Source organism: Sphingopyxis sp. TUF1, from assembly GCF_036687315.1.
GTDB classification, from domain to species: domain Bacteria; phylum Pseudomonadota; class Alphaproteobacteria; order Sphingomonadales; family Sphingomonadaceae; genus Sphingopyxis; species Sphingopyxis kveilinensis.
On sequence record NZ_CP144683.1, the window covers coordinates 1,494,063 to 1,519,174 of the forward strand.

At 65.6% G+C, this 25,112-nt stretch carries 25 protein-coding genes; 15 read left to right on the forward strand and 10 right to left on the reverse strand.

Going from position 1 to position 25,112, the window contains the following annotated elements; translation table 11 throughout:
- The first annotated feature begins 81 nt into the window (after positions 1–81).
- From gyrB to VSX77_RS07095, 4 genes are all read left to right on the forward strand, one after another.
- Complete coding sequence (gyrB, locus tag VSX77_RS07080; RefSeq protein ID WP_338426948.1) at positions 82–2,646, forward strand: DNA topoisomerase (ATP-hydrolyzing) subunit B; 2,565 nt, start codon at positions 82–84, stop codon at positions 2,644–2,646.
- Positions 2,647–2,777: 131 nt separating this feature from the next.
- Positions 2,778–3,182, forward strand: a complete 405-nt coding sequence (locus VSX77_RS07085) for a septal ring lytic transglycosylase RlpA family protein (protein ID WP_338426949.1) — start codon at positions 2,778–2,780, stop codon at positions 3,180–3,182.
- Positions 3,183–3,745: 563 nt separating this feature from the next.
- On the forward strand, positions 3,746–4,153 hold the full coding sequence (gene msrB, locus VSX77_RS07090; RefSeq protein WP_338426950.1) for a peptide-methionine (R)-S-oxide reductase MsrB: 408 nt from the start codon (positions 3,746–3,748) through the stop codon (positions 4,151–4,153).
- 144 nt (positions 4,154–4,297) lie between these two features.
- Positions 4,298–6,385, forward strand: coding sequence for a transglycosylase domain-containing protein (locus VSX77_RS07095; protein ID WP_338426951.1), 2,088 nt, complete (start codon positions 4,298–4,300; stop codon positions 6,383–6,385).
- Positions 6,386–6,391: 6 nt separating this feature from the next.
- Here the strand turns inward: VSX77_RS07095 and VSX77_RS07100 are convergent, their stop codons facing one another.
- The 3 genes from VSX77_RS07100 to VSX77_RS07110 are packed head-to-tail and all read right to left on the reverse strand — an operon-like array spanning position 6,392 to position 8,188.
- Positions 6,392–7,123 carry a M48 family metallopeptidase gene (locus VSX77_RS07100; RefSeq protein ID WP_338426952.1) on the reverse strand — a complete coding sequence of 244 codons (732 nt, stop codon included), beginning with the start codon at positions 7,121–7,123 and terminating at the stop codon, positions 6,392–6,394.
- Positions 7,104–7,547, reverse strand: a complete 444-nt coding sequence (locus VSX77_RS07105) for a YcgN family cysteine cluster protein (RefSeq protein ID WP_338426953.1) — start codon at positions 7,545–7,547, stop codon at positions 7,104–7,106. The genes VSX77_RS07100 and VSX77_RS07105 overlap by 20 nt, the downstream gene beginning before the upstream one ends.
- The gene (locus tag VSX77_RS07110) at positions 7,544–8,188 is read right to left on the reverse strand and encodes an SCO family protein (protein WP_338426954.1); all 645 of its coding nucleotides are present in this window, start codon (positions 8,186–8,188) and stop codon (positions 7,544–7,546) included. The genes VSX77_RS07105 and VSX77_RS07110 overlap by 4 nt, the downstream gene beginning before the upstream one ends.
- A gap of 88 nt (positions 8,189–8,276) precedes the next feature.
- Here VSX77_RS07110 and VSX77_RS07115 point away from each other — a divergent pair, with 88 nt between their 5' ends.
- Genes VSX77_RS07115 through VSX77_RS07135 form a run of 5 tightly spaced genes read left to right on the forward strand, consistent with a single transcriptional unit; the run spans position 8,277 to position 12,183 of the window.
- Positions 8,277–8,903: an ankyrin repeat domain-containing protein gene (locus VSX77_RS07115; RefSeq protein WP_338426955.1), complete on the forward strand. Its 627-nt coding sequence runs from the start codon at positions 8,277–8,279 to the stop codon at positions 8,901–8,903.
- Between the two features lie 55 nt (positions 8,904–8,958).
- Complete coding sequence (ribB, locus tag VSX77_RS07120) at positions 8,959–10,233, forward strand: 3,4-dihydroxy-2-butanone-4-phosphate synthase (RefSeq protein WP_338426956.1); 1,275 nt, start codon at positions 8,959–8,961, stop codon at positions 10,231–10,233.
- 7 nt (positions 10,234–10,240) lie between these two features.
- Positions 10,241–11,092: a DMT family transporter gene (locus VSX77_RS07125; RefSeq protein WP_338426957.1), complete on the forward strand. Its 852-nt coding sequence runs from the start codon at positions 10,241–10,243 to the stop codon at positions 11,090–11,092.
- 10 nt (positions 11,093–11,102) lie between these two features.
- Positions 11,103–11,528 (forward strand): 6,7-dimethyl-8-ribityllumazine synthase, encoded by a 426-nt coding sequence (gene ribH, locus VSX77_RS07130; RefSeq protein ID WP_338426958.1) that lies wholly within the window; start codon positions 11,103–11,105, stop codon positions 11,526–11,528.
- Entirely contained in the window at positions 11,521–12,183 is a 663-nt protein-coding gene (locus tag VSX77_RS07135) for a hypothetical protein (protein WP_338426959.1), read from the forward strand. The genes ribH and VSX77_RS07135 overlap by 8 nt, the downstream gene beginning before the upstream one ends.
- A 99-nt stretch (positions 12,184–12,282) precedes the next feature.
- On the opposite strand, the gene VSX77_RS07140 is transcribed toward VSX77_RS07135, so the two are convergent.
- Positions 12,283–13,368 carry an alkene reductase gene (locus VSX77_RS07140; RefSeq protein WP_338426960.1) on the reverse strand — a complete coding sequence of 362 codons (1,086 nt, stop codon included), beginning with the start codon at positions 13,366–13,368 and terminating at the stop codon, positions 12,283–12,285.
- Positions 13,369–13,569: 201 nt separating this feature from the next.
- Between VSX77_RS07140 and VSX77_RS07145 the strand changes: the two genes are divergently transcribed.
- From VSX77_RS07145 to VSX77_RS07165, 5 genes are read left to right on the forward strand one after another with little or no spacing between them, the layout of a single operon-like run.
- A complete protein-coding gene (locus VSX77_RS07145; protein ID WP_338426961.1) occupies positions 13,570–14,235 on the forward strand; it encodes a COQ9 family protein in 666 nt (221 codons plus the stop codon).
- A 52-nt stretch (positions 14,236–14,287) separates the two neighbouring features.
- On the forward strand, positions 14,288–14,554 hold the full coding sequence (locus VSX77_RS07150) for a FeoA family protein (protein WP_338426962.1): 267 nt from the start codon (positions 14,288–14,290) through the stop codon (positions 14,552–14,554).
- Positions 14,551–16,410 carry a ferrous iron transporter B gene (feoB, locus tag VSX77_RS07155; RefSeq protein ID WP_338426963.1) on the forward strand — a complete coding sequence of 620 codons (1,860 nt, stop codon included), beginning with the start codon at positions 14,551–14,553 and terminating at the stop codon, positions 16,408–16,410. The genes VSX77_RS07150 and feoB overlap by 4 nt, the downstream gene beginning before the upstream one ends.
- 33 nt (positions 16,411–16,443) lie before the next feature.
- Positions 16,444–17,004: a single-stranded DNA-binding protein gene (gene ssb, locus VSX77_RS07160; protein ID WP_338426964.1), complete on the forward strand. Its 561-nt coding sequence runs from the start codon at positions 16,444–16,446 to the stop codon at positions 17,002–17,004.
- Between the two features lie 12 nt (positions 17,005–17,016).
- Entirely contained in the window at positions 17,017–17,487 is a 471-nt protein-coding gene (locus tag VSX77_RS07165; RefSeq protein WP_338426965.1) for an MmcB family DNA repair protein, read from the forward strand.
- Here VSX77_RS07165 and VSX77_RS07170 read toward each other — a convergent pair.
- From VSX77_RS07170 to VSX77_RS07190, 5 genes are all read right to left on the reverse strand, one after another.
- Positions 17,484–18,101 (reverse strand): riboflavin synthase, encoded by a 618-nt coding sequence (locus VSX77_RS07170; RefSeq protein ID WP_338426966.1) that lies wholly within the window; start codon positions 18,099–18,101, stop codon positions 17,484–17,486. The two genes, VSX77_RS07165 and VSX77_RS07170, sit on opposite strands and share 4 nt — an antisense overlap.
- A 7-nt stretch (positions 18,102–18,108) precedes the next feature.
- Entirely contained in the window at positions 18,109–19,053 is a 945-nt protein-coding gene (gene ribD / locus VSX77_RS07175; protein WP_338427233.1) for a bifunctional diaminohydroxyphosphoribosylaminopyrimidine deaminase/5-amino-6-(5-phosphoribosylamino)uracil reductase RibD, read from the reverse strand.
- Positions 19,054–19,087: 34 nt separating this feature from the next.
- Complete coding sequence (locus VSX77_RS07180; protein ID WP_338426967.1) at positions 19,088–19,546, reverse strand: hypothetical protein; 459 nt, start codon at positions 19,544–19,546, stop codon at positions 19,088–19,090.
- Positions 19,547–19,834: 288 nt separating this feature from the next.
- Positions 19,835–20,296: an acyl-CoA thioesterase gene (locus VSX77_RS07185; RefSeq protein WP_338426968.1), complete on the reverse strand. Its 462-nt coding sequence runs from the start codon at positions 20,294–20,296 to the stop codon at positions 19,835–19,837.
- A gap of 7 nt (positions 20,297–20,303) precedes the next feature.
- Complete coding sequence (locus VSX77_RS07190) at positions 20,304–22,142, reverse strand: aminopeptidase P family protein (RefSeq protein WP_338426969.1); 1,839 nt, start codon at positions 22,140–22,142, stop codon at positions 20,304–20,306.
- 155 nt (positions 22,143–22,297) lie between these two features.
- On the opposite strand from VSX77_RS07190, the gene VSX77_RS07195 reads away from it, so the two are divergent.
- Positions 22,298–24,376: a S9 family peptidase gene (locus tag VSX77_RS07195; protein ID WP_338426970.1), complete on the forward strand. Its 2,079-nt coding sequence runs from the start codon at positions 22,298–22,300 to the stop codon at positions 24,374–24,376.
- A 95-nt stretch (positions 24,377–24,471) separates the two neighbouring features.
- Here VSX77_RS07195 and VSX77_RS07200 read toward each other — a convergent pair whose 3' ends face one another.
- A complete protein-coding gene (locus VSX77_RS07200; RefSeq protein WP_338426971.1) occupies positions 24,472–25,080 on the reverse strand; it encodes an HAD family hydrolase in 609 nt (202 codons plus the stop codon).
- Between the last annotated feature and the right edge of the window lie 32 nt (positions 25,081–25,112).

Genomic DNA, 25,112 nt, shown 5'->3' on the forward strand with positions numbered 1-25,112 from the left:
GGGGGTGCAACGCCCGTCGCGACATGGCCGAGAGCCGCATTTTCGCTTGGGTTTTATGCGCGCGGACCCTATATAATCGATATGACAGACACCCCCGATAACAGCGCGCCCGAAGGCGCCGCAAAACAGCCCAACGCCAATGCCTATGGTGCCGATTCGATCAAGGTGCTGAAGGGGCTCGATGCCGTGCGCAAACGGCCGGGCATGTATATCGGCGACACCGACGACGGGTCGGGGCTGCATCACATGGTGTTCGAGGTCAGCGACAACGCGATCGACGAGGCGCTTGCGGGCCACTGCGACCTCGTCCTCATCACGCTGAACAGCGACGGATCGGTCAGCGTCGAGGACAATGGCCGCGGCATCCCGACCGGCATCCACGCCGAAGAAGGCATTTCGGCGGCCGAGGTCATCATGACCCAGCTGCACGCGGGCGGGAAGTTCGAAAACACGAGCGACGACAATGCGTACAAGGTGTCAGGCGGCCTCCACGGCGTCGGCGTCAGCGTCGTCAACGCGCTGTCCGAATGGCTCGAACTCACGATCTGGCGCGACGGCGAAGAGCATTGGATGCGTTTCGAACATGGCGATTCGGTCGCGCCGCTCAAGGTCAACGGCCCCGCCCCCGCAGGCAAGAAGGGCACGCGCGTGACCTTCATGGCCTCGACCGAGACGTTCAAGAATGTCACCGAGTTCGATTTCGAGAAGCTCGAACATCGCTACCGCGAGCTCGCCTTCCTCAATTCGGGCGTGCGCATCAAGCTCGTCGATGCGCGCCACGCCGAACATGTCAGCCATGACCTGTTCTACGAGGGCGGGATCGCCGCCTTCGTCAAATATCTCGACCGCAACAAGAATGCGCTGCTGCCCGATCCGATCGCGATCAGCAGCGAGCGCGACGGGATCGGCATCGACGTCGCGCTCGAGTGGAACGACAGCTATTATGAAAATGTCCTCTGCTTCACCAACAACATCCCGCAGCGCGACGGTGGCACGCACCTCGCTGCATTCCGCGCCGCGCTGACGCGGACGCTCAACGGCTATGGCGAAAAATCGGGGCTGCTTAAGAAGGAAAAGGTCAGCCTGACCGGCGAGGATATGCGCGAAGGCCTGACCGCGATCGTCTCGGTCAAACTGCCCGATCCCAAATTCAGCTCGCAGACCAAGGACAAGCTCGTCAGCAGCGAAGTCCGGCAGCCTCTGGAAAGCCTGATGGCGGACCGGATGACCGAATGGCTCGAGGAAAATCCCGCTTATGCCAAGGCCGTGATCCAGAAGGTGATCGATGCCGCGGCGGCGCGCGAGGCCGCGAAAAAGGCGCGCGAGCTCACGCGGCGCAAGGGCGCGATGGACATCGCCAGCCTGCCCGGCAAGCTCGCCGACTGCCAGGAACGCGATCCGACTAAATGCGAACTCTTCCTCGTCGAGGGTGATTCGGCAGGCGGTAGCGCGAAGCAGGGCCGCGACCGGCATGTGCAGGCGATCCTGCCGCTGAAGGGCAAGATCCTGAACGTCGAGCGCGCGCGCTTCGACCGCATCATTTCGTCGAAGGAGGTCGGCACGCTGATCCAGGCGCTCGGCACCGGCATTCGCGACGAATTCAACATTGAAAAGCTGCGCTATCACAAGATCGTGATCATGACCGACGCCGACGTCGACGGCGCGCATATCCGCACGCTTTTGCTCACCTTCTTCTATCGCCAGATGCCCGAAATTATCGAGAACGGGCACCTCTACATCGCGCAGCCGCCGCTCTACAAAGTCGCGAAGGGGCGGAGCGAGGTTTACCTCAAGGACGACAGCGCGCTCGAAAATTACCTCGTCGATGGCGGGATCGACGCGCTGATGCTCGAAACCACCGGCGGCGCGCGGTCGGGTGCCGATCTGCGCGGGCTGATCGAGCATGGCCGCCGTCTGCGCGCGCTGATGCGCTATGTCCCGCGCGGCCATAATTATGAACTGGTCGAGGCGCTGGCGCTCAACGGCGCGCTCGATCCGGCGCTCGACAGCGCGGGGCGCACCGCCGCCGCCATGCGCGCCGCCGAATGGCTCAACGCCGCCGAACGCTCTCTGACCGGCGGTGCCGAGGCGAAGTGGACGATAACCGCCGCGGGCGGCGGCTATACGCTCGAAAAGCGGTGGCGCGGGGTCAGCGACCATCATGCGATCGACGCGGCCTTCCTCGCGAGCCAGGAGGCGCGCCGGCTGCACATACTCGCCGCCGAACAGTCCGAAACCTATGCGCACCCCGCGCGGCTGGTGAAAGGCAGCAGCGCCGCGGCGCTCGCCGCCGATGCTGCCGCGCTTGCCGCGGAAGACGATGCCGAAGCGAGCGACAGCGACCTGCCCGCCGCGAGCGCTGGCAAGGTCACGCCGATCACGCGCCCGTCGGAACTGCTCGAGGCGATCTTCGCGCACAGCCGCAAGGGGCTTGCGATCAGCCGCTACAAGGGGCTGGGCGAGATGAATGCCGAACAGCTGTGGGAAACGACGCTCGATCCCGCGAACCGCTCGCTCCTGCGCGTCGAGGCCGAACAGGCCGACGTCGCGCACGAAATCTTCGAAAGATTGATGGGCGACGAGGTCGAGCCGCGGCGCGATTTTATCCAGACGAACGCGCTGTCGGTCGCCAATCTGGACGTCTGACGCCCATTTGTTCCCCTAAGGCTGCGTCGATTCCAACCTCCGGACGCAAATAGGCTTCAATCCAGCGCGCGGCGGCTTGCCTTGACACGCCGCCGCTGCTTTTGGCCCTCCCACGTCAAAGGGGATGTGTCATGCGGGCCTTTTCAGCCATGCTGCTTCCGCTTCTGCTGACGGCCTCGGCCGGCGCGCAGGAAGTCGAGATTGCCGCGAATCCGATTGCAGAGCTCGTCCAGGAAACCGAAATCGACGGCGGCACCGCCAGCTATTACGGCAACGAACTCGCTGGGAACCGCACCGCGAGCGGCGAACGCTTCGACCCCGGTCAGCTAACCGCTGCGCATCGCACATTGCCCTTCGGCAGCAAGGTTCGCGTCACCAACATGTCGACCGGCGACAGCGTGATCGTCCGCATCAACGACCGCGGCCCCTTTGCCCACGGCCGCGTGATCGATGTAAGCCGCGCCGCCGCGCGCGAAATCGGCATGCACCGCAGCGGCACCGCACGCGTCAAGCTGGCGCTGCTCACCAACGATTGAGCAGCGGAGGGCGGCTTTCGACCGAACCTAGCCGTCGCCCCCGCGCAGGCGGGGGCCGCTGTCTGTTTACGCAGCGGCGCAGGAAAAGGCCGATTGCGCCCCCCGCCTTCGCGGGGGCGACGGTTTATTGAAACGTCCGCTCCCTATCCCAAACCGAACACCCAAAAAAAAACGCTGTCCTACATGACCCCGCTATGCCAGCCTTCGTCCCGGCTCTTTCAATATGTCGATAAAAGCGATGGCTTCCCGGCCTGCCTGCGCAGTAGCCGAGCGCACCGATCGGCAGCTACGCAAGGCTGACTTTTCCTGACCTTTGGAATGATTGCGCTGCCCCTGCGCAAATCGCATGACTGTCGCGCAAGGCTGACCTTTCCTGAACTTTGAAAGGATTTCCGAAGCAAACCTATTGGCGGCGAAACAGGAAAAACACAGTTTCAGGCGCTTTCCATGCGCCAGACAGGGGCATTCAACGTAAAGCAATCGAGCGGCCTGCCCCTTGTTGCAGCCGGGCGCCATCCCGATATTATGGCGAACAAGCGCGACGCGCCCGCTGGAGATTCCCGATGACCGACCCCCGAACCGACAAGCCGCTTGACCCGATGGCGCATCATGTGCTGCGCGAAGGCGGCACCGAACGCGCGTTCACCGGCAAATATACCGATCATAAGGGCGACGGCATCTATCGCTGCGCGGGCTGCGGTGCGCCGCTGTTCGACAGCCGCACCAAATATGACAGCGGATCGGGCTGGCCGAGCTATACCGCGCCCGCCGATGGTGCGGCGGTGAGCGAGCATCGCGACGCAAGCCACGGCATGGTCCGCACCGAAGTGCGCTGCGCGACCTGCGAAGGCCACCTGGGCCATGTGTTCCCCGACGGCCCCGGACCGACAGGCCTGCGCTATTGCATCAACAGCGCGGCGCTTGACTTCGTCGACCGCGCGCCGGATGAGGCATCAACCGGCGAAGGCTGAACCCTTCGCCACCGAGGCATCCGGGGCGACGCGAGGGAAGGAATACGGGCTTTGCGCCGCGATAGACAGCAAGCTTCGCCGAAGACATCGTCATCGTCCGGTAAAGGCAGCGCTTCGCCGCGCGGCGAACCGCCGCGCTGGCGCGTGTGGTTGCGCCGCGCATTCCGCTGGGGCCTCGGCCTCGCCGTCGTCGGGCTTGTCGCGCTGGGTGTCGCGGTCGGTATCGCCGTGCAGCGGATGCCGAGTTTCGAGGAACTCAAGAAGTCGCCAGCCGGTCAGACGATCCGGGTTCGCGCCGCTGACGGCACCGTGTTCCTCTCGCTCGGTCCCAATTATGGCCGCTGGCTGTCGCTGAGCGAGACACCGCAGGTGATGCAGGATGCGATGGTCGCGGTCGAGGATCGCCGCTTTCGCTATCATCCCGGCCTCGATCCGGTCGGCATGGCGCGCGCCGGGGTGTTTGCGATCGAGAATTATGGCACCGGCCGCCGGATGCAGGGCGCCTCGACGATCACGCAGCAGCTGGCGCGCAACATCTTTCTGTCGAACAGTTATACGTGGGCGCGCAAGGCGCGCGAGATGATCCTCGCGCTCGCGCTCGAATGGAAATTCTCGAAGGACGAGATCCTCGAACTCTATCTGAACAAGGTCTATTTCGGCGGCGGCAGCTATGGCATCGACGCGGCGTCGAACAGCTTTTTCGGCCATAGCGCGACCGAAATGTCGTTGTCCGAGGCCGCGGTAGTGGCGGGGCTGGTCAAGGCGCCGTCGCGCTATTCGCCGACCGCCGATGCGCAGGCAGCGCTGGGCCGCGCCGACGTGGTGCTCGACGTCATGGTCGATGCCGGGGTCATCAGCCGCGCGCAGGCAGACTCCGCCGAACCCGCCAATGTCCAGCTCGCCAAGGAAACGGGGCAGAACAGCGCGCGCTATTTCACCGACTGGGCGTTGCCGCAGCTCGACATGCTGATCGACGAGGGCAGCGAGGCACTCGACGTCTACACGACCATCGACCTCAATATGCAGCGCGCGGCCACCGCGTCGATCCAGGCGAATACGCCGGGCGGCGTGCAGGGCGCGCTTGTGTCGCTCGACCGCGACGGCGCCGTGCGCGCGATGGTCGGCGGCCGCGATTATGTGACGTCCAACTACAACCGCGCGACGCAGGCGCTTCGCCAGCCGGGATCGGCGTGGAAGCTGTTCGTTTATATGGCGGCGCTCGAGGCGGGGTATAAGGTCGATGACCCGGTGGTCGACGAACCGGTGACTATCAACGGCTGGAGCCCGCGCAACTCGTCGGGGCGCTTTGCGGGCACGATGGATCTGCGCAGCGCCTTTGCCTATTCGGTCAACACCGTTGCCGCGAAGCTGGGCGACGAGATCGGTTTTTCGTCGGTCGCCAACATGGCGCGCCGCTTCGGCATCACCACACCCGTCAACACGCACCCGTCGATGGTGCTGGGCAGCGCCGAGGTCCGCGTGATCGACATGACCGCCGCCTTTGCCGCCGTCGCGCGCGGCGGCGTGTCGGTGCAGCCTTATGGTATTACCAAGGTGACGACCGCGAGCGGCGAGCTGCTCTATCAGCGGCCGGCCGAGCGCGGCAGCACGCTGGTCGATCATTGGGTCGCCGCGGGGATCACCGACCTGCTCCAGACCGCGGTCAACACCGGCACCGGCCGTGCGGCGCAGATCGGCCGTCCCGTCGCGGGCAAGACCGGCACGACGTCGAGCAACAAGGACGGCTGGTTCCTGGGCTTTTCCAGCGGCCTCACCACCGGCGTGTGGATGGGGCGCGACGATGCGAAGCCTGTCGGCGGGCTGCAGGGCGGCCGCGCGCCCGCCAAGGCTTTTTCCGATTATATGCGCGTCGCCGTCGCCCGGCGCCCGGTCGAACAATTCGACACCGAGGTTGTGCTGCCCGAATGGCAGCTCGAGGATGAAGGCGAAGCCTATATGGGCGAGCCGGGCGAGGAAGGGCTGCTCGTCGACGAAAATGGTATGCCGATCGAGCTGCCCTATGACAGCCGTCCGCCCGAAAGCTTCGACGCGCCATCGCCCGAGGTCGATGGTCCGGTGCTCGACCAGCAATGGATCGAGGAACAGACGGGACGCCGTCCGCCCGCAAATGGGAGCGGCAGCCAGCCCAAGGTTATTTCGGTCCCGAAAGCGCCTGCGCCGCCGGTCCGTATTCCGCCGCCGCGACCCGCCCCTGCTGAACCCGCCGACTGACCGAGCTCAGGCGGTAAAACGATAGCGGTGCAGCGCGCGTCCTTCGCGGCGCAGCCAGCCGCGCGCCGCGGCGACGTCGCCATCGTGCAGCGTATCGACTAGCGCATGAAATTCGGGGCCGTGGTCCATGTGGCGCAGATGTGCGACCTCGTGCGCTACCGTCGCACGGCGGACGTGATCGGGTGCCATGATCAGCCGCCAGCTGTAACGCAGGTCGCCGTCATGCGTGCAGCTGCCCCAGCGGCTGCGCGGATCGCCGACGCCGACGCGGCCGACGGTCAGTCCCGCGGTGGCGGCAATTGCGCGGCTCTCGTGTTCCACGAGCGCCAGCGCCTCCGCTTTCAGCCAGCGCTCGATTCGGCGACCGACGCTCTCGACCGGGCCGCCGACGCCAAGCGTATCGCCGCCCAGCCGGATCGTGCGCGGCGCGCCCGGCTTCCAGTCGATATGCCGGTCGATACCGCGAAAGGGGATTGCGGTGCCAGGGCCGACCAGCACCGGCCGGACCGCCTTGCCGATCTGCTCGACCAGCCACGCCTGTTGTTCGGCCGCCCATTTGATCGCCGCGCGTTCGCTCGCGCGGCGCGGCACGGTGAGCCGCAGCTCGCCGCGCGCGCCATCAAAAATCAGGCGATAGCGGCGCGATTGCGCATGGCGGACGACGCGCACCGGCCACGCCGCATCTCCGACGCGGATGTGCGGCCCGTCGGCGGCGGGATCAAATGACGCGTTCGACAAGATGATTCTCAAGCGGCCCCGCGACATCCTCGCTCACCGTCCAGCCGACGATCGATTCGCCCGCGCGGTGCACCGCATCGCGGTCGCCGCAGACCAGATAATGCCAGTCGGGCAGCGGCGCACCCTCGGCGCGCAGGCGATAGGCACAGGTTTGCGGCAGCCATTCGATGTCGTCGACCTTGGCGCGGGTTAACGTCAGGCAATCGGGGACGTGGCGGCGGCGATGCTTGTAATCGCCGCAACGCGCCGTCGACAGGTCGAGCAGGCGGCACGCGACGTTGGTCGGATAGATGCGGCCCGTGTCCTCATCCTCCAGCTTGTGCAGGCAGCATTTGCCGCAACCGTCGCACAGCGCCTCCCATTGGCCCGCGTCGAGGCTGGCGAGCGGCGCTTCCCAAAAAGGGCGCGCCTCCGTCACCTTCATTTCACCCACTTCGCCAGTTCGGCGGCAACCTTGGCCGGCGCGCCCTCGTCGGTATCGGTCGTCGGGTCGTCGAGCGGCAGCAGCGCAAGCGGCTTGCCGTCTGCGTCCATCAGGAAGGCGAGCTGGCTGTGCGCCATCAGATAGCGGTCGGGCGCCGACCCCGGCACCTTGTTATAGGTGACGACAAAGGCTTTGGCGGTCGCGGCGATCTGTTCGGGCGTGCCGGTCAGGCCGAGCAGCCGCGGGTGATAGCGGGCGACAAAGGGTTTCAGCGCTTCGGGCGTGTCGCGTTCGGGATCGACGGTGATGAACAGCGGCGCAACCTTGGCGCCGCGTGCGGCATCGTCCTTCTCGAACTGCGCAAGGCCGCGCATCAGCTTTTGCAAGTCGACCGGGCAAATGTCGGGGCAAAAGCTGTAGCCGAAATAGATGAGCCGATACCGGCCCGCAAAGTCGGTATCGCGAACGGTCCGGCCGCTCTGGTCGGTCAGCGTGAAAGCCCCGCCGATCCGCGCGCCTTCGAGCGGCGGTCGGGCGGGTGCGGGTTCGCTGCCGGCATCACACGCCGCCAAAGTCGCCCCGAAAACGAGCATCAGACTTGCACGGAGCAGCCTTTGTCCCATATTTGCGATATTCATCATGTGGCCAGCCTTGGTCGGCTAGCCCGCGAAAATCAACCATTGTCGTCGCGCGAGCGGCGGACAAATTGCCCCAGGGGTCGCCCAGATCATGTTTCGTCGCGCCGCGTTTCGCCTCGCCGCTTTCTCGCTTGTCCCGCTCGCTGCTGCGGGGCTGGTCCACGGACCCGCGCAGGCGCAGTTCCGCGGCGGCTATGCCTTTTTGCAGGCGGTCGAGAATCGCGACGGGACCAAGGCGACCACGGCGCTTCAGGACGACCCGGGGATCGTCAACACGCGCAACGTGGACACGGGCGAAACCGCGCTGATGATCGTTACCAAACGGCGCGACATCAGCTGGCTGCGCTTCCTGCTCTCGAAGGATGCCGATCCGTCGATCGCCGACCGTAACGGCATGACGCCGCTGATGCACACCGCGCTGCTCAATTTCACCGACGGCGCCGACGAACTGCTCAAGCAGAGGGCACCGGTGGACCAGACGAACCGGCGCGGCGAAACCGCGCTGATTCTGGCAGTGCAGTCCAAGAGCAGCGCAATGGTCCGCCTGCTCATGCGGCGCGGTGCCAATCCCGACAAGGCCGACCATATCGCCGGCATGTCGGCGCGCGACTATGCGAAACGCGACGACCGGACGGGCCAGTTGCTCGCGCTGCTCGACACCAAGGCCGATGCCGACGCTCCGAATCGCGACTACGGACCAACCTTCGGCCCGAACTGACATTTGATGTGATTATCTGATTGACGATCACATTATGATGTGAGACATCAATGGGGTGTCTACACATCTCATCGATCGCATTCGCGCCATCGTCGCCGACGGAACCATGTCACGGTCGGGACTTGCACGCGCGGCGGGGCTCCATGCGAACAGCCTGCGCGACCTCGACTCGCCTGCCTGGAATCCGACCGCCGAAACGCTTCGCAAGTTGGAAAACTGGCTCGCAAACGGCAGCGACCTGTCGCCGATGGCGACACCCGAGGAGATTATCGCCGAGGCGCGTAACGGGCGCATGTTCATCCTCGTCGACGACGAAGACCGCGAGAATGAGGGCGATCTCGTCATCCCCGCGCAGATGGCGACCCCCGACGCGATCAATTTCATGGCGACGCACGGCCGTGGGCTGATCTGCCTGACGCTCACGAAGGCGCGCGTCGACGCGCTGGGTCTCGAACTGATGAGCCGCCAGAACGGCACACGGCACGAAACCGCCTTCACCACCTCGATCGAGGCGCGCGAGGGAGTGACAACAGGCATTTCGGCCGGCGATCGCGCGCGCACGGTGGCGGTAGCGATCGACGCGGGCAAGGGCCGCGACGACATCGTCACGCCGGGGCATGTCTTTCCGTTGATTGCGCGCGACGGCGGCGTGCTCGTCCGCGCCGGCCATACCGAGGCTTCGGTCGACATCGCGCGCCTCGCCGGGCTGAACCCGTCGGGCGTGATCTGCGAGATTATGAACGACGACGGCACGATGGCGCGGCTCGACGACCTCATTCCCTTCGCGCGGCGCCACGGGCTGAAGATTGGGACGATCGCCGACCTCATCGCCTATCGCAACCGCAGCGACCGGCTGGTCGAATGCGTGTCCGACGAGCCGTTCGAATCGGATTATGGCGGCGACTGGCGTTTGAAATCCTATCGCAACAAGATCGACGGCAGCGTCAATCTCGTACTGCAAAAGGGACCCATCGATCCCAACGGCGTGACCCTGGTGCGGATGCACCCTGTATCGCTCTTTGACGATATCATGGGACGGCCGGGGCCGAAAAAGCGCAGACTCCAGCGTTCGATGGACGCGATCGGCGAGGCTGGCGCGGGAGTTATCGTGATGCTGATGCGCCCGCTGCCCGGGTCGGCCAACGCCGATGCGCTGCCGCCGCCGACCGGGGGCATGGACCTGCGCACATACGGCATCGGCGCGCAGATCCTTGCCGACCTCGGCGTTCATGCGATGGAACTGCTCACCCCCACCCACAGCAATATCGTCGGGCTCGAGGGCTATGGCTTGTCGATCGTCGGCGAACGCCCCATTCCAGGAGAAGCGTGACCCGCCGGTGAGCCAGTCGGTTGGGTTCGGCTTCGCGGTGGTCGCCGCGCTGACGACCGCTTCGTCCCACGCCCTGCTGAAGTCGGGCAAGGATCAGGAAGCAGTCCGCGCGCTGTGCGGCGCAATCTGGGCGGTGGCAGCCGCCGGTCCGCTGTTCCTCGTCGGCTGGCCGACCCCTGCGATGCTGCCGTGGCTCGTCGGGGCGGTGGCGCTGCACAGCGCATATTCGCTGGTGCTCACCCGCTCCTATACGCTCAATGATTTCTCGGTCGCGTTCCCGATCGCGCGCGGCACCGCGCCTCTCGTCGCGATCGGCGCTGGCGGCCTGCTGTTCGGCGAAACCCCGGGGCTGGCAGAGATAGCCGGCGTGATTGCCATCAGCGCCGGTATCCTGTCGTTATCGGCGGGCGGTCGCATCGGACGCGCCGGGCTGATCGCCGCGCTGACGGCCGGGATGCTGACCGCCGCCTATACCGTCGTCGATGCCGGCGGGATGCGCGCAAGCGAGGGCGTTCTGTCCTTTCTTTGTTGGTTCTTCTTCGCGACCGGCAGCGCGCTGGTGCTTCAGTTTCGCGTCGCCGCGGGTACGGCGACCGCTGCGCGTCTCCGCCGCGACCTCAGACCGGGCGTCGCCGCCGGCAGTCTGTCGATCGTCAGTTTCGGGTCGACGCTCATCGCTTTGCGCTACGCACCCGTCGCCACGGTCAGCGCGCTGCGCGAAACCTGTATTCTTGTCAGCCTGCTGATCGCCTGGATATGGATGAAGGAACGTATCACGCCGCTAAGCCTGACTGCCGCCCTTCTCATCGCCGCGGGCGCGCTGCTTTTGCTGCTTCCCCAACTGCCCACCCCCGCTTAAGGAGTTCGCCATGGCCCATATTCTGATCGTCGAAGCCCGCTTCTATTCGCACCTCAACGACATGCTGCTGGGTGGCGTGCGCAGCGCCCTCGAAGCCGAGGGGCACAGTCACGAAACGGTGACCGTCCCCGGCGCGCTCGAAATACCGGCGGCGATCTCGCTTGCCGCCGACGCCGGGCGCTTTGACGCCTATGTCGCGCTGGGCGTCGTGATCCGCGGCGAAACCTATCATTTCGAGGTCGTGTCGAACGAAAGCGCGCGCGGCATCATGGCGCTGACGCTCGACGGCCTTGCGATCGGCAACGGCATCCTCACCGTCGAAAACGAAGAACAGGCGCTTGCGCGCGCCGACAAGACGCGCAAGGATAAGGGCGGCGAGGCGGCGAAGGCCGCGCTCGCGATGCTCGCGCTCAAGGAACAATTCGGTATTGGTTGATCGTCCGCCCCCCAGCCGTTTTTCCGTCATTGAGCGCGGCGGACGGCTGGTAGTGATCGACCGCGAAACCGGGCAGACGCCGCCGACCGCGGCCGAGCGGATGGCAGAACATGATCGCAAGTTGGGGGTCGAACCGGTCCGGCCCGCCAAGACCAGCGTCGCCCCCGACATGTCCGCGGCAGCGCGCGCTGAGTCGGGGCTGAGCGCGCGGCCCGCCCCGATGCAGCAACCGGCGGCGCGGCCCGAAAAAGCGAATCGCAGGGACCGCCCCGCCGCCGCGATCACCGAACGCGACAAGCGGCCCTGGAATCCTGCGCCCAACGACCGGCCTGCCCCGCAAGCTGGTCCCGCGCCCGCACGTATCGCGAGCCGGCCCGCACCGAACGCCAACGGCGCGCGCAAGACGATCGTCACCGGGAAATGGTGGGACGCCAAGGGACCGCGGACGGTCGAACTGGGCCCGAAGGGTCAGGCCGAGCTGACTGGCGGCTTCACGTTCCTCATTTTCGGTGTCGTGATCGCGGCGCTCGTCGCGCTGTTCATCGCGCCGGTCCTGCTTTTCGTCGGAGCGTTCGTGCTGTTCCGTTTCGGCGGCAAGGTGCTGGCGCCGATTGGCGCGGGCATCATCGACAAGGCGCTGGCGGCACGGAACTGACCGTCGCCCCCGCGAAGGCGGGGGCCGCTGGCACCCTTATGCTGCATCGCTGCGTAAACCGAGGGCGGCCCCCGCCTTCGCGGGGGCGACATCCGAATATTACGCCGTCTCCAGCGCCGGATAGTCGGTATAGCCCTCCGGCCCCGGCGCGTACCAGGTTTGCGGATTGTCCGCGGACCATTCGGCGCCGGTACGGATTCGTTCGACCAGGTCGGGATTGCCGATGAAGGGCCGCCCGAATGAAATCGCGTCGGCCACGCCGCTCGCGAGTGCCTCTTCGGCCAGCGCAACGGTGTAATCGCTGTTCAGGATCAGCGGCCCGTTGAACGCCTTGCGAATTGCGGGCGATTGTTTGGGAACGTCAGTGCGGCCAAAGGTGCCGTCGGGCCCGGGTTCGCGTAGTTCGAGGAAGGCGATGCCGAGCTCGTTCAGCGCCGTGGAGGCCGCCGGAAACAGCGTTTCGGGCGCGCTGTCGTCGACGCCTTGTGTGTCGCCATTGGGCGACAGGCGCACGCCAACGCGGTCCTTGCCCCACACATCGATCAGCGCCGCAGTCACTTCGCGGAGCAGGCGGATGCGGTTTTCAATCGGCCCGCCATAATCATCGTCGCGCAGATTGCTGCCGTCGCGCAGAAACTGGTCGATCAGATAGCCATTCGCGCCGTGCAGCTGGACGCCGTCGAAACCGGCCTTCTTGGCATTTTCTGCGGCCTTCGCATAATCGGCGATAACGCGCGGGATTTCAGCGAGCTCAAGCGGCCGTGCGACTTCATATTCGAGCCGGCCAACGGGGGTGTGCGCCTTGCCGGGCGCCCGCGTCGCGGAGGCCGAGACGGGCGGCTTGCCGTCGTTGAATACCGAATGGACAACGCGCCCCATGTGCCAGAGCTGCGCGACGATGCGGCCGCCAGCCTCGTGCACCGCATCGGTCACCGGCTTCCAGCCCTCGACCTGTGCGTCGGTCCACAGGCCCGGCGCATTGGGCCAACCGAGCCCTTCCTGCGAGATGCCGGTGGCTTCGGAAATGATCAGCCCCGCCGAGGCGCGCTGGCGATAATATTCGCGCGCCAGCTCGTTCGGGACGAAGCCCGGCCCGGCGCGGCCGCGCGTCAGCGGCGCCATGATGATGCGATTCGGCGCCTCGATGGCGCCCAGCGTGATCGGCTCGAACAGCGATGCGGTCATATTTCCTCCACCTCTTCAAATCCTGTGCCGACGGCCCTTTGGGTCGTCTCGCTCGGGAACGAAGCTATGGGCCGCGCAGCCCGGGCACAATGGGTAAGTGGCAAAAGAAAATCTAAAGGGCGACGAAGGGTTGCCGCGGCCGTCTCGCTTTCCCGTGCGGTTCCGGTTGCCGAGCGGCCGCACGCGGCCTATCTGAGGCCTATGGCATCGATCCTTTCCGCCGACCCAACGCTCGATGAGATTCGCGTCGCGCTGGCGCCGCTGATCGCCGCGTCGGCGGCCTTCGACGGCTTCGGCCCCGCCGCGCTCGACGACGCCGCGCGCCGCGCCGCGGTCGATCCCGACGTCGCGCGCCTCGCTTTCCCCGGCGGCGGGCGCGACATGGTCGACGCCTGGTTCGCCGACATCGACGCGCGCATGGCGGCGAAATGGCCCGCCGAAAAACTCGCCGCGCTGAAGATTCGCGAACGGATCACGACGCTCGTCGAAACGCGGATCGATCTGCTCGCCCCGCACCGCGAATCGCTGCGCCGCGCGCTCGCGCTGCTCGCCTTACCGACCAATGCGCCGCACGCGGTGAAGCTCGGCTGGCGCGCCGCCGACCTGATGTGGCGGCTCGCAGGCGACACCGCGACCGACTATAATCATTACAGCAAGCGCGCGATTCTGGGCGCCGTCTACGCCTCGACGTTGGCGGTGTTCCTCGATGACGAGAGCGAAAACCACGCCGACATGCGCGCCTTCCTCGCGCGCCGCATCGATCAGGTGATGCGCTTCGAAGGCTGGAAGCACCGCCGCGCCGTGAACCGGCCCGAACGGCCGAGCCTCGCGCGCTTCGTCGGAAGGTTGCGCTACCCGGGGCGGTGACGCGGCGATAAAGGACTGGCGCTGCGCGAGTGTTATTGATAATCGCTCGCAAATGACTGCTTTGCTCGACAAGACCCCGCTCGGCGTGATGGTGCGGATCGCGCGCATCGACTGGACCGCCATGTCCGACGACGAAGGACGTCGCCTGCGCGAATTCGGCCTGCTGGAAGGGTGCGAGGTCACCCCGCTCCACCGCGGCAGCATTTTTTCGCGCGATCCGCTCGCGCTCACCGTCGGACGGATGAAAGTGATCATCCGCGCGCGGCAGGCCGCCGCGATCGAAGTCGAGGACATCGTCGGCGAAAGGGGCGCCGCATGACCGCCGCGATTCCCTCGATCGCGATCGTCGGCAATCCCAATGCCGGAAAATCGAGCCTGTTCAACGCGCTGACCGGCGCGCGGCAGAAAATCGCCAATTATCCCGGCGTCACCGTCGAGCGGAAGGCGGGCCATGCGAGCTTTGCCGATGGCCGCCCGCTGTCGCTGATCGACCTGCCCGGCACCTACAGTCTGACGCCCGCGAGCCTCGACGAAGCGGTCACGCGCGACGTGATTTTGGGCAAGCAGGCGGGGGAGACGCGCCCCGATGCGCTCATCATCGTGCTCGATGCCGCGAACCTCGACAATCATCTCTGCTTCGCGCTCGAACTTCTCGCGCTGAACCTGCCGACGGTGGTTGCGCTCAACATGGTCGACCTTGCGCAGCGCGACGGGCTGACGCTCGACGCCGAGCGGCTGTCGCGCGAGCTGGGCGTGCCCGTCGTGCCGACCGTCGCGGTGCGGCGGCGCGGGCTTCCCGAACTGCTCGCCGCGGTTGACGGCGCGATCCGCGCGCACCAGCCCCGCAGCGCGGCGGCGGCACCCCCAAACGATGCCTCGCTCCACCAGCGCGCCCGGGCCATCGCGCGCGCCGCGATCGTCAGCGAAACGCCGGTGCGTCGCTGGACGCAGCGCGTCGACAATATTGTGCTCCACCCCGTTTTCGGCATGGCCATCCTGCTCGCGCTGATGTTCGTGATGTTCCAGGCGGTCTATGCCTGGGCCGGTCCGCCCGCCGACGCGCTCGAAGGGCTGGTGGGCGCCGCGCAGGCATGGGTCGTTGACACTATCCCGCCGAATTTCCTCCGCGACCTCGTCGTCGAGGGGTTGCTCGCGGGCGTCGGAGCGGTCGTCGTCTTCCTGCCGCAGATCCTGATCCTGTTCCTTTTCATCCTGCTCCTCGAAGCGTCGGGCTATATGACGCGCGCCGCCTTCCTGATGGACGGGCTGATGGGCAAGGTCGGCCTGTCGGGGCGCGGCTTCATCCCGCTCCTGTCGAGTTTCGCCTGCGCGGTCCCCGGCATCATGGCGACGCGCGCGATTCCCGACGAGAAGGACCGGCTAACGACGATCCTGATCGCGCCGCTGATGACCTGTTCGGCGCGGCTGCCCGTCTATGCCCTCATCATCGCCGCGTTTATCCCGAATCGCGGGGTCGGCGGCACCGGCATCGGGCTTCAGGGTCTGGTGCTTTTCGGCCTCTATATCTCCGGAATCGTCGGCGCACTCATCGTCGCCTTCGCGCTGCGCCGCACGGTGGCAAAGGGCACGGGCGCGGGATTCATGATGGAAATGCCGCGCTATCAGCTGCCGCGGCTGCGCGACATAGCACTCGGCCTGTGGCAACGCGCGTGGATCTTCCTGCGCCGCGCAGGCACGATCATCGCGTTGACGACCGTCGTCCTGTGGCTGCTCCTCACCTTCCCCAAGGCGCCCGAGGGGCAGAGCCAGGTCGAATATAGCGTCGCCGGCCGCATCGCGAGCGGGCTGGAGGTCGTCGTCGCACCGATCGGCTTCAACCACGACATCGCGCTCGCGCTGATTCCCGCGATGGCGGCGCGCGAGGTCGCGGTGTCGGCGATGGCGACCGCGAACGCGATCGACGCGGGCGGCGACGAGGAAGCGATGGCAGAGACGCTGGGGCAGCGGCTCCAAGGCAAGTGGAGCCTGGCGACCGCGCTCGCCTTCCTCGCCTGGTTCGTCTTTGCGCCGCAGTGCATCTCGACGATCGCGATCACGCGGCGGGAGACCAATGGTTGGAAATGGCCGCTGTTCATGGTTGGCTATTTGTTCGCGCTCGCCTATGCCGCTGCCGGAATCACATACTGGACAGCCGTTGCCTTTGGACTAGGCTGATCCTCCACATTTTCTAGCGGAGCGGAGCGGCGGATGGCTGGCAGCGTCAACAAGGTAATTCTCATCGGCAACCTCGGCGCCGACCCAGAAATCAAGTCGTTCCAGAACGGCGGCAAGATCGCCAATATCCGCATCGCGACGTCCGAACAGTGGAAAGACCGGATGACCGGTGAGCGCAAGGAGCGCACCGAATGGCATAATGTCGTCATCAACGGCGAAGGGCTGGTCGGCGTCGTCGAACGCTATCTGAAAAAAGGGTCGAAGGTTTACATCGAAGGCAGCCTGCGGACCCGCAAATGGCAGGACCGCGACGGCAACGACCGCTACACAACCGAAGTCGTGATCGCCGGCATGGGTGGCAATCTGACGATGCTCGACGGCGCGCCTGGCGGGGGCGGCGGCGCGCGCAGCGGTGGCGACAGCTGGAACCAGGGCGGCGGCTCGAGCGGCGGCTGGGATCAGGGCGGTTCGTCCGGCGGTGGTTCGGGCGGCGGCTGGAACCAGGGCGGCGGTTCGGGCGGATCGTCCGGCGGTGGCAGCGGCGGCGGACGTCCGCCCTTCGACGACGATCTGGACGACGACGTCCCCTTCTGAGCGCGTTGACCCATGGCGAGTGACCTGCTGACCGCCGCCGACGTCGCGCGCGGCGTGTGTCGGCTGTTCGCGCAGCAGGGGCTGGTCGCGATTCCGGAGGTGACGCTGCCCAACGGGCGGCGCACAGACCTGACCGCGATCGACGCCAAGGGCCAGATCACCATCGTCGAGATCAAGGTCAGCCGCGCCGACCTGCACGGCGACGGCAAATGGCCCGATTATTGCGACTGGTGCGACCGATTCTACTGGGCGCTCGCGGCGGGGCTCGACCCCGCGATCCTCGATACGCCCGATTACCGCCCCGAAAGCTCGGGCCTGATCGTCGCCGACCGCTATGGCGCCGCGGTGGTACGCGAAGCCGCGAACTGCAACCTCGCGCCTGCGCGCCGCAAGGCCGAGCTGCTGCGAATCGGGCGCCTCGCAATGCGCCGGTCGATGATCGCCGCCGATCCCGAGCTGGCGGCGGGGTGGATCGAAACCTAGACGCCGCGCGCCTGCATCCGTGCGAGATAGCGCGCGAGGATATCGATCTCGAGATTCACCGGACGCCCCGCCGCCGCTTCGTTTAGCGTCGTCATCTCCTGCGTATGCGGGATGATGTTGAGCGTGAAATGCGCGCTGCCGTCGGGCCGGTCAGCGACCTCGTTCACCGTCAGCGACACGCCGTCGAGCGTGATCGAGCCCTTGGGTGCGATATGTGGCGCGAGCTCTGCCGGGGCTTCGATCGTCAACTTCACGCTGTCACCGACGGGTTCGGCCGCGACGATCCGTCCGACCGCGTCGACATGGCCGGTGACGATATGCCCGCCAAGCTCGTCGCCGATCCTGAGCGCGCGTTCGAGGTTCAGGCGCCGTCCCGCGTCCCACATGCCGGGCGCCGTGCGCGCCAGCGTTTCGGCGCTGGCATCGATCGCGAACCAGTCGCCATCGGCATCGCGCCCCTTGTCGACGACCGTCAGGCACGCGCCCGAACAGGCGATCGACGCGCCAAGGTCGATCATCGCCGTGTCATAGGTGGTGGCGATGACCAGCCGCGTGTCGCCGCGGTCGTCGCGGCTGCGGATGGTGCCGATGTCGGTGATAATGCCGGTGAACATGCGTCGCTTATCCTTCTCTGACGCGCTCGTAGACGTCGAGCCGGTCGCTGCCAAGCATCCGGCTGTCGGCAAGGCGCCAGCGGCCATGCGCGTGCGCCAGGTCGGTGAGGCCGATGTCGCCAAGCGCCGCCTTGCCATCGCCGATCAGGATCGGCGCGCGATAGAGGAGCAGCCGGTCGACGCGGTCGGCGGCGAGGAAAGCCGATGCCGCACCCGCGCCCCCCTCGACGAGCAGCGAATCGACGCCCTCGATCGCGTCGGGCGAGGTAACCGCCGTCCAGCCATCGGGTGCCGACCCGCGCGTCAGCAGATATTTCTTCGGGCTGCGACCCTCGAGCCCAGGCAGCCGCACGTCGAGCCGCGGCGCGTCGGCTTCGAGCGTCCCGCGCCCGACAAGGATCGCCTCATGGCGCGCTCTTTCGAGGTGCCCGTGTGCGCGCGCGCGGTCGCCGGTGATCCAGCGGCTCGATCCCTCGGCGCACGCGATGCAGCCGTCGAGCGAGGTCGCGAGCTTGAGCGTCACGAACGGACGTCCCGCGGTCTGCCGCGTCCACCATGGCGCCATCGCGGTGCGCGCTTCAGCAGACAGGACGCCCACCATCACCTCGACCCCCGCCGCCCGTAGCCGCGCGATGCCTGCACCGTCAGTGCGCGAATCGGGATCCTGCACCGCGACTACGACGCGCGCGATGCCCGTCTGGATCAGCAAGTCAGTGCACGCGGGTCCGCGTGCGCTGTCGTGCGCGCAGGGTTCGAGCGTGACATAGGCGGTCGTACCCCGCGCGGCGGCCCCAGCCGCCGCGAGCGCCACCGCCTCGCTGTGCGGGCGGCCGCCCGCTTGCGTCCAGCCGCGCGCGATCAGCCGGTGGTTCTTGACGAGCAGACAGCCGACATTGGGGTTGGGCGCCGACCCGGGCGATCCACGCCGCGACAGCGCGATCGCCGCCGCCATCCAGTCGGCGTCGCCGGGAGCGCGGGACGTCACGTCAGTCGGCGGCTTTGGGTTGCGGACCGCGCGCGGCGCGCTCGGCCAGCGTCGAGCGCGGCGGCGGCGCGGGTTTTTGCTTCACGGCTTCGGCGGCTTCGGTGCCCAGCGTTTCGCGCGTCACCTTGTCGGCCTCGGTCGAATCATATTCGATTCCCAGGCTGTCGGCGAACCGCTGATACTCAGCGCGCTTCTTCGCATTGCGGGCGGTTGTCTCTTTGGCGCGCGCGACCCAGTCGGCGCGAATCTCCTCGGCGCTGCGATCGGCGCCCCAGTTTTCGAAATAGATGATCTGCGCCTTGGGCTTGTCGACGGGGATCAGATATTGTTCGACGCCGTTGAACACGACCCAGGTCAACGCCACCGCAACGCCCCAGATCGCCCAGCGATGCGGGCGCGGTTCGCGGATATAGGCCCAGAAATCGGACACACCGCCGCCGAGATCGACTTTGCCAAACATCTTCATCGCACCAATTTAGGCGAAGTCGCCGCAATTTGCGAGAGGCCGCACGATTGCACACTATGGAACCCGCAACGACACCGATTGCAAAAAATGCAACTGCGGATGCTTATTTCGCAGTTGCAACATTCATTGTGCAGTGCAATATCACCCTTGCCTTTTAGGCATCCTCTCCCAAAACTTCCACGGGCCGCCCTTGGGCGGCCCTTTTTTTTTTGCCCGCTTGTGCCGGAAAAGCTGACTATTCTGGTCGAGAAATGCGATTCGGTTCGAACCGAACACCGCGAATCACGGCTGCGCGGGGGTTCGTGATTCGAATCGCCGTACCTCGGCAATGAAGCTGCCGGGCAGCGGCGTGGGCTGTCCGCTATCGGTATCGATATGCGCATAGCTGATTTCGATGTCGGTAAGCCGTTCCGAATCCCGAAAAATCCCGCAATGCAGCGTGAAACTCGCGCGACCGAAGGTGCTGATTCGCGCTGCGATCGTGATGAGTTCGTCGAGTCGGGCTGGCGCATGATAGTCGATTTCGCAGTGCGTTTCGCGAATATCTGTACCATATTGGTGAAAGTAGGGTCCGGGCTGACCTTCGCCCAACGCACGGAAATATTCGGTCACGCCAATGTCTGCATAGATGAGATAATTGGCGTTGAAGACGATATTCTGCCCGTCAATCTCGTTGAAACGCACGCGCACGCGTTCCTGTACGCGAAAATCGGTGAGCGGCACGCTGCTGCGATGGCCGGTCATGCCTGGCTCAGGCCGCAAGCGCAGCAGGCGTACGGTCAAGCGGCGCACACGCGGCGGCAAGCCAGCCGCGCGTCGCCTCGTCCATCCCCGGCGACAGCTTTTCAAACACCGCGGCGTGATAGGCATCGAGCCAGTCGGCCTCGGCCGCCGCCAACAGCGACACATCGACCAGATTTTGCGCGATGGGGGCGAAAGTGATCGTCTCGAACCCCAGCATCTCCTCTTCGGCGCCGGCGATGCTCAGCGCGGTGACGATGACGAGATTTTCGATGCGAATCCCGAAATGCCCCGCCTTGTAATATCCGGGCTCGTTCGACAGAATCATGCCCGCGTGCAGCGGCTCCTCGGTCCCAGCCTGCCCGCCCGAAGGCTTTGCAATCCGCTGCGGCCCTTCGTGGACCGCCAGATAGGTGCCGACGCCGTGCCCTGTCCCATGTGCATAATCGACCCCGTCGGCCCACAGATATTGGCGCGCGAGAATGTCGAGCTGGCTACCGCGCGTGCCCTTGGGAAAGCGCGCGGTGGCGAGCGCGATATGACCTTTCAGCACCTGCGTGAAGCGGCGGCGCATTTCGGCGGTCGGCGTACCGATCGCGATCGTGCGCGTGATGTCGGTCGTGCCGTCGGCATATTGCCCGCCCGAGTCGACCAGATAGAGCGTGCCCGTCTCGATCGCCCGGTTGGTCGTTTCGTCGACCTTGTAATGCGGCAGCGCGCCGTTCGGCCCCGCGGCCGAGATGGTATCGAACGACAGATCCTTCAGCCCGCCGCCCGCTTCGCGAAATTCGCGCAGCTTCGCCGCGGCGCCCAGCTCGTCGAGCCCGCCCTGCGGCGCGACTTCTTCCATCCATTTGAGGAAGCGTGTGACCGCTACGCCGTCGCGTACATGCGCGGCGCGCGTGCCGCCCAGCTCGACGTCGTTCTTGATCGCCTTGGGCAGCACCGCCGGGTCGCGGTGGCGTTCGATCGCCGCGCCTGCGCCCTCGAGCGCGGTAAAGATCGCGGCGACCGCGCGGTCGGGATCGACCGCGACCTTCTTGCCCGCGAGGTCAGCGAGCGCGCCCTCAAAGGCGCTGCGGTCATGGATCCGTACACTGTTGCCCAGATGCGCGCGCACCGCGTCGGTGACTTTCTCGGGCGCGATAAACAGGTCGGCGGTGGCGTCGGCGTGGAGCAGCGCAAAAGCCAGCCCGACGGGGGTGTGGCTGACGTCCTCCCCGCGGATGTTGAAGGTCCAGGCGATCGAATCGAGCGCGGTCATGACCGTCGTGTCGAGCCCTTTCGCCTTCAGCCAGTCGGCGATGACTGCCCGCTTATCGGCCGCAGCCTGCCCGGCGAGCGCCGCATCATAAACGCTCACCGGCGCGTCGCTCGGCGCGGGCTGGTCGTCCCACGCCGCATCGACCGGGTTCGCATCAACCGCAACCAGACTTGCGCCCTTCGCCGCCAGTGCCTTTTCCAGCCCGCGCGCCCAGTCGATACCGTGCAGCCAGGGGTCGTACCCGATCGTCTGCCCCGCGCTGACATGGGCGCCCAGCCATTCGGCGACGCTTGACTGCGGCACGCCGACATAATCGAACAGCGCCTCGTCGACCTGATCGCGTACCTGCACCGTATAGCGCCCGTCGATGAACACCGCGGCTTTCTCGGGTAGCACCGCCGCGGTCCCCGCCGAACCGCCAAAGCCGGTCAGCCACGCCATTCGCTGCGCATAGGCGCCGACATATTCGCTCATATGTTCGTCGCTGATCGGCACCACAAACCCATCGAGCCCCTGCCGCGCCAGTTCGGCGCGAAGGCGGGCAAGACGCTCGGCATAAATAGTGCCGGGGACGGGGCTGGACATGATGGCTTCCTTGTTCCTACATCGCAGTCATACCTGCCCATGCGGGCGATGCTGCCGGAGTTGTCTTTATGCGTGCTATTTGGATGTTTCTGGCCGCAATTACCACCCCGCTTGTCGCGCCCGCGAGCGCCTTCGCCGTACAGAAAGAGAGTGAATTGACCGACCGCCCCGCGCTGCCCGCCGCTCCCATTGCCGAAAAGCGGCCCCATGACGTCACGCTCCACGGCAAGACGCTGTCCGATCCTTATTTCTGGCTGCGCGACCAGAGCTATCCGACGATCGATGACGCCGACATCCTCGATTATGTGAAAGCCGAAAATGCCTATTTCGATGCGGCGATGAAACCCCATGCCGACCTTGTTGAGACGCTGTTTCAGGAGATGAAGGGCCGCATCAAGGAAGCCGACAGCTCGGTCCCGCAAAAGGATGGCGACTGGCTCTATTGGGTCGAATATGAGGAAGGCGCCGAGTATAAGAAGTGGTATCGCAAGCCCGCCTCGGGCGCCGGTAAGACCCAGCTGATCCTCGACGAGGTCGCGATGGCCGCGGGCAAGGAATATTTCCGTCTCGCCGAGCTGTCGGTCAGTCCGGACGGCAAGCTGATGGCCTATTCGTTCGACGACAATGGGTCGGAACGTTTCGAAGCGCGCATCCGCAATCTGGAAACGGGCGAACTGCTCCCCGACGTAATCCCCGGCACGCTCTCGTCGCTGGTGTGGACCGCGAACAATGACGCCATCCTCTATGGCCTCGCGAACGAGAATTGGCGCACCGACAATGTTCGGCTGCACAAGCTCGGCACGGCGGTGAGCGAGGATAAATTGCTCTACAAGGAGGCCGACATCGGCTTTGGCGTCGGCATCGGCAAGACCGCCGCCGACAATTATATCGTCATCGCGACGGGCGATAACGAAACGAGCGAGGTATACCTCCTCCCCGCCGACAATCCCGAAGCGCCGATGCAGCTCGTATCGGCGCGCCAGAAGGGCCGCGAATACAGCGTCGATGAGCGCGAAGGCACGCTCTATATCCACACCAACGACGAACACCCCAATTTCCGCGTCGCAACCGCAAGCATCGACAAGCCTGATGAATGGAAAACGCTGATCCCCGGATCGGACCACAGCTACATCACCGGCCTCTCGATCTTCCGCGACTATTTCGTGCTGGAGGCGCGCGAGAACGGGCTCGATCAGGTCGACGTCCGCAAATATGACGCGCCTTTGACCCCCGGCCGGATCAAGTTTCCGGAGGCCACTTATGTGGCGGGGCTCGGCGACAATCCCGAATATCATCAGGACAAGCTCCGCCTCGACTATGAATCGATGGTCACCCCCGACACTGTCTATGATTATGATCTGGCGAGTGGGGCGCTCGAAACGCTGAAAGTACAGGAAATCCCATCCGGTTACAATTCGTCACGATATGTTACCGAATGGGTAAATCTTCCGAGCCGCGACGGCAAGACGATGATCCCTGCCTCGGTCGTCTACAAAAAAGGCACCAAGCTCGACGGCAGCGCGCCGATGCACCTCTATGCCTATGGCAGCTACGGTTATCGCGTGCCCCCGGGCTTTTCGACGACGCGTTTGAGCCTGGTCGATCGCGGGATGATCTATGCCATCGCGCATGTCCGTGGCGGCGACGACATGGGACGCGCCTGGTATCTTGCGGGCAAGACGACGGAGCGCACCAACACGTTCAACGATTTCATCGACGTCGCCAAGGGCCTGATCGCCAAGAAATATACGAGCGCCGGCAAGATTTCGATCGAGGGCCGCTCGGCGGGCGGGCAGGTGATGGGGGTCGTCTATAACGAGGCGCCCGAACTGTGGGGCGCGGTGCTGGCGGGTGTGCCCTTCGTCGATGTCATCAACACGATGGTCGACGAAACGCTGCCGCTGACGCCGGGCGAATGGCCCGAATGGGGCAATCCGATCACCGACAAGGCGGCGTTCGATTATATGCTGCGCTACAGCCCCTACGACAATGTGACCGCAAAGGCCTATCCGCCGATGCTGGTGTCGGCGGGGCTCAACGACCCCCGCGTAACCTATTGGGAGCCCGCCAAATGGGTCGCCAAGCTGCGCGCAACGCGCACGAACGATTCGCTCCTCCTCCTGCGCACCAACATGGGCGCAGGCCACGGCGGCAAATCGGGCCGCTGGGGCGCGCTGCGCGAGGATGCCGAGGAGTTCGCCTTCGTGCTGACGCAGCTGGGGGTGGAGAAATAGGTTTCCTTATCTCGTCATCCCGGCGAAGGCCGGGATCTCGCCGGTGAACGAAAACGCACGGATGAGATCCCGGCCTCCGCCGGGATGACGTTACCTTAGGTGAGATACCCCCGTGCCACCAATTCACGCTCCAGCTCCACCGCGTCGACGAACCTGTGCGCTGCAATGCCCGCGGATTCGGCCCCCGCGACATTTGCCGCCACATCGTCGATGAACAGCGCGCCCGCAGGATCAATGCCGAAGCGCTCGATTGCGAGCTGATAGATCGCGGGGTCGGGCTTCATCAGTTTCTCGGTCCCCGACACAATGATGCCCCGGAAGCGGTCGAACACCGGCTGCGTCGGGCGGAAGCCTTCCCAGAATTCGTGGCCGAAGTTGGTGATCGCGAACAGCGGCACGCCCGCGGCATCGAGCCGCTCGACCAGTTCGAGGCTGCCGGGCATCGGCCCCGGAATCGTCTCGTTAAAGCGCGCGGCATAGGCGTCGATCAGTGGTGCATGACCGGGAAATTCAGCCTTCAGTTCGGGCAGCATATCGGCAAGCGGACGGCCCGCGTCGTGCTGGAAATGCCATTCGGGCGTGACGACATGGGTCACGAACCATTCGAGTTCCTGCTCGTCGGCGATCAGCTTGGCAAACAGGTGGCGCAAATCCCAGTCGAACAGGACACGGCCGACGTCGAAGATCACACTTTGGCGAATCATAGGCTCCCCGACACGCGAAAGCGCCGCCGGAA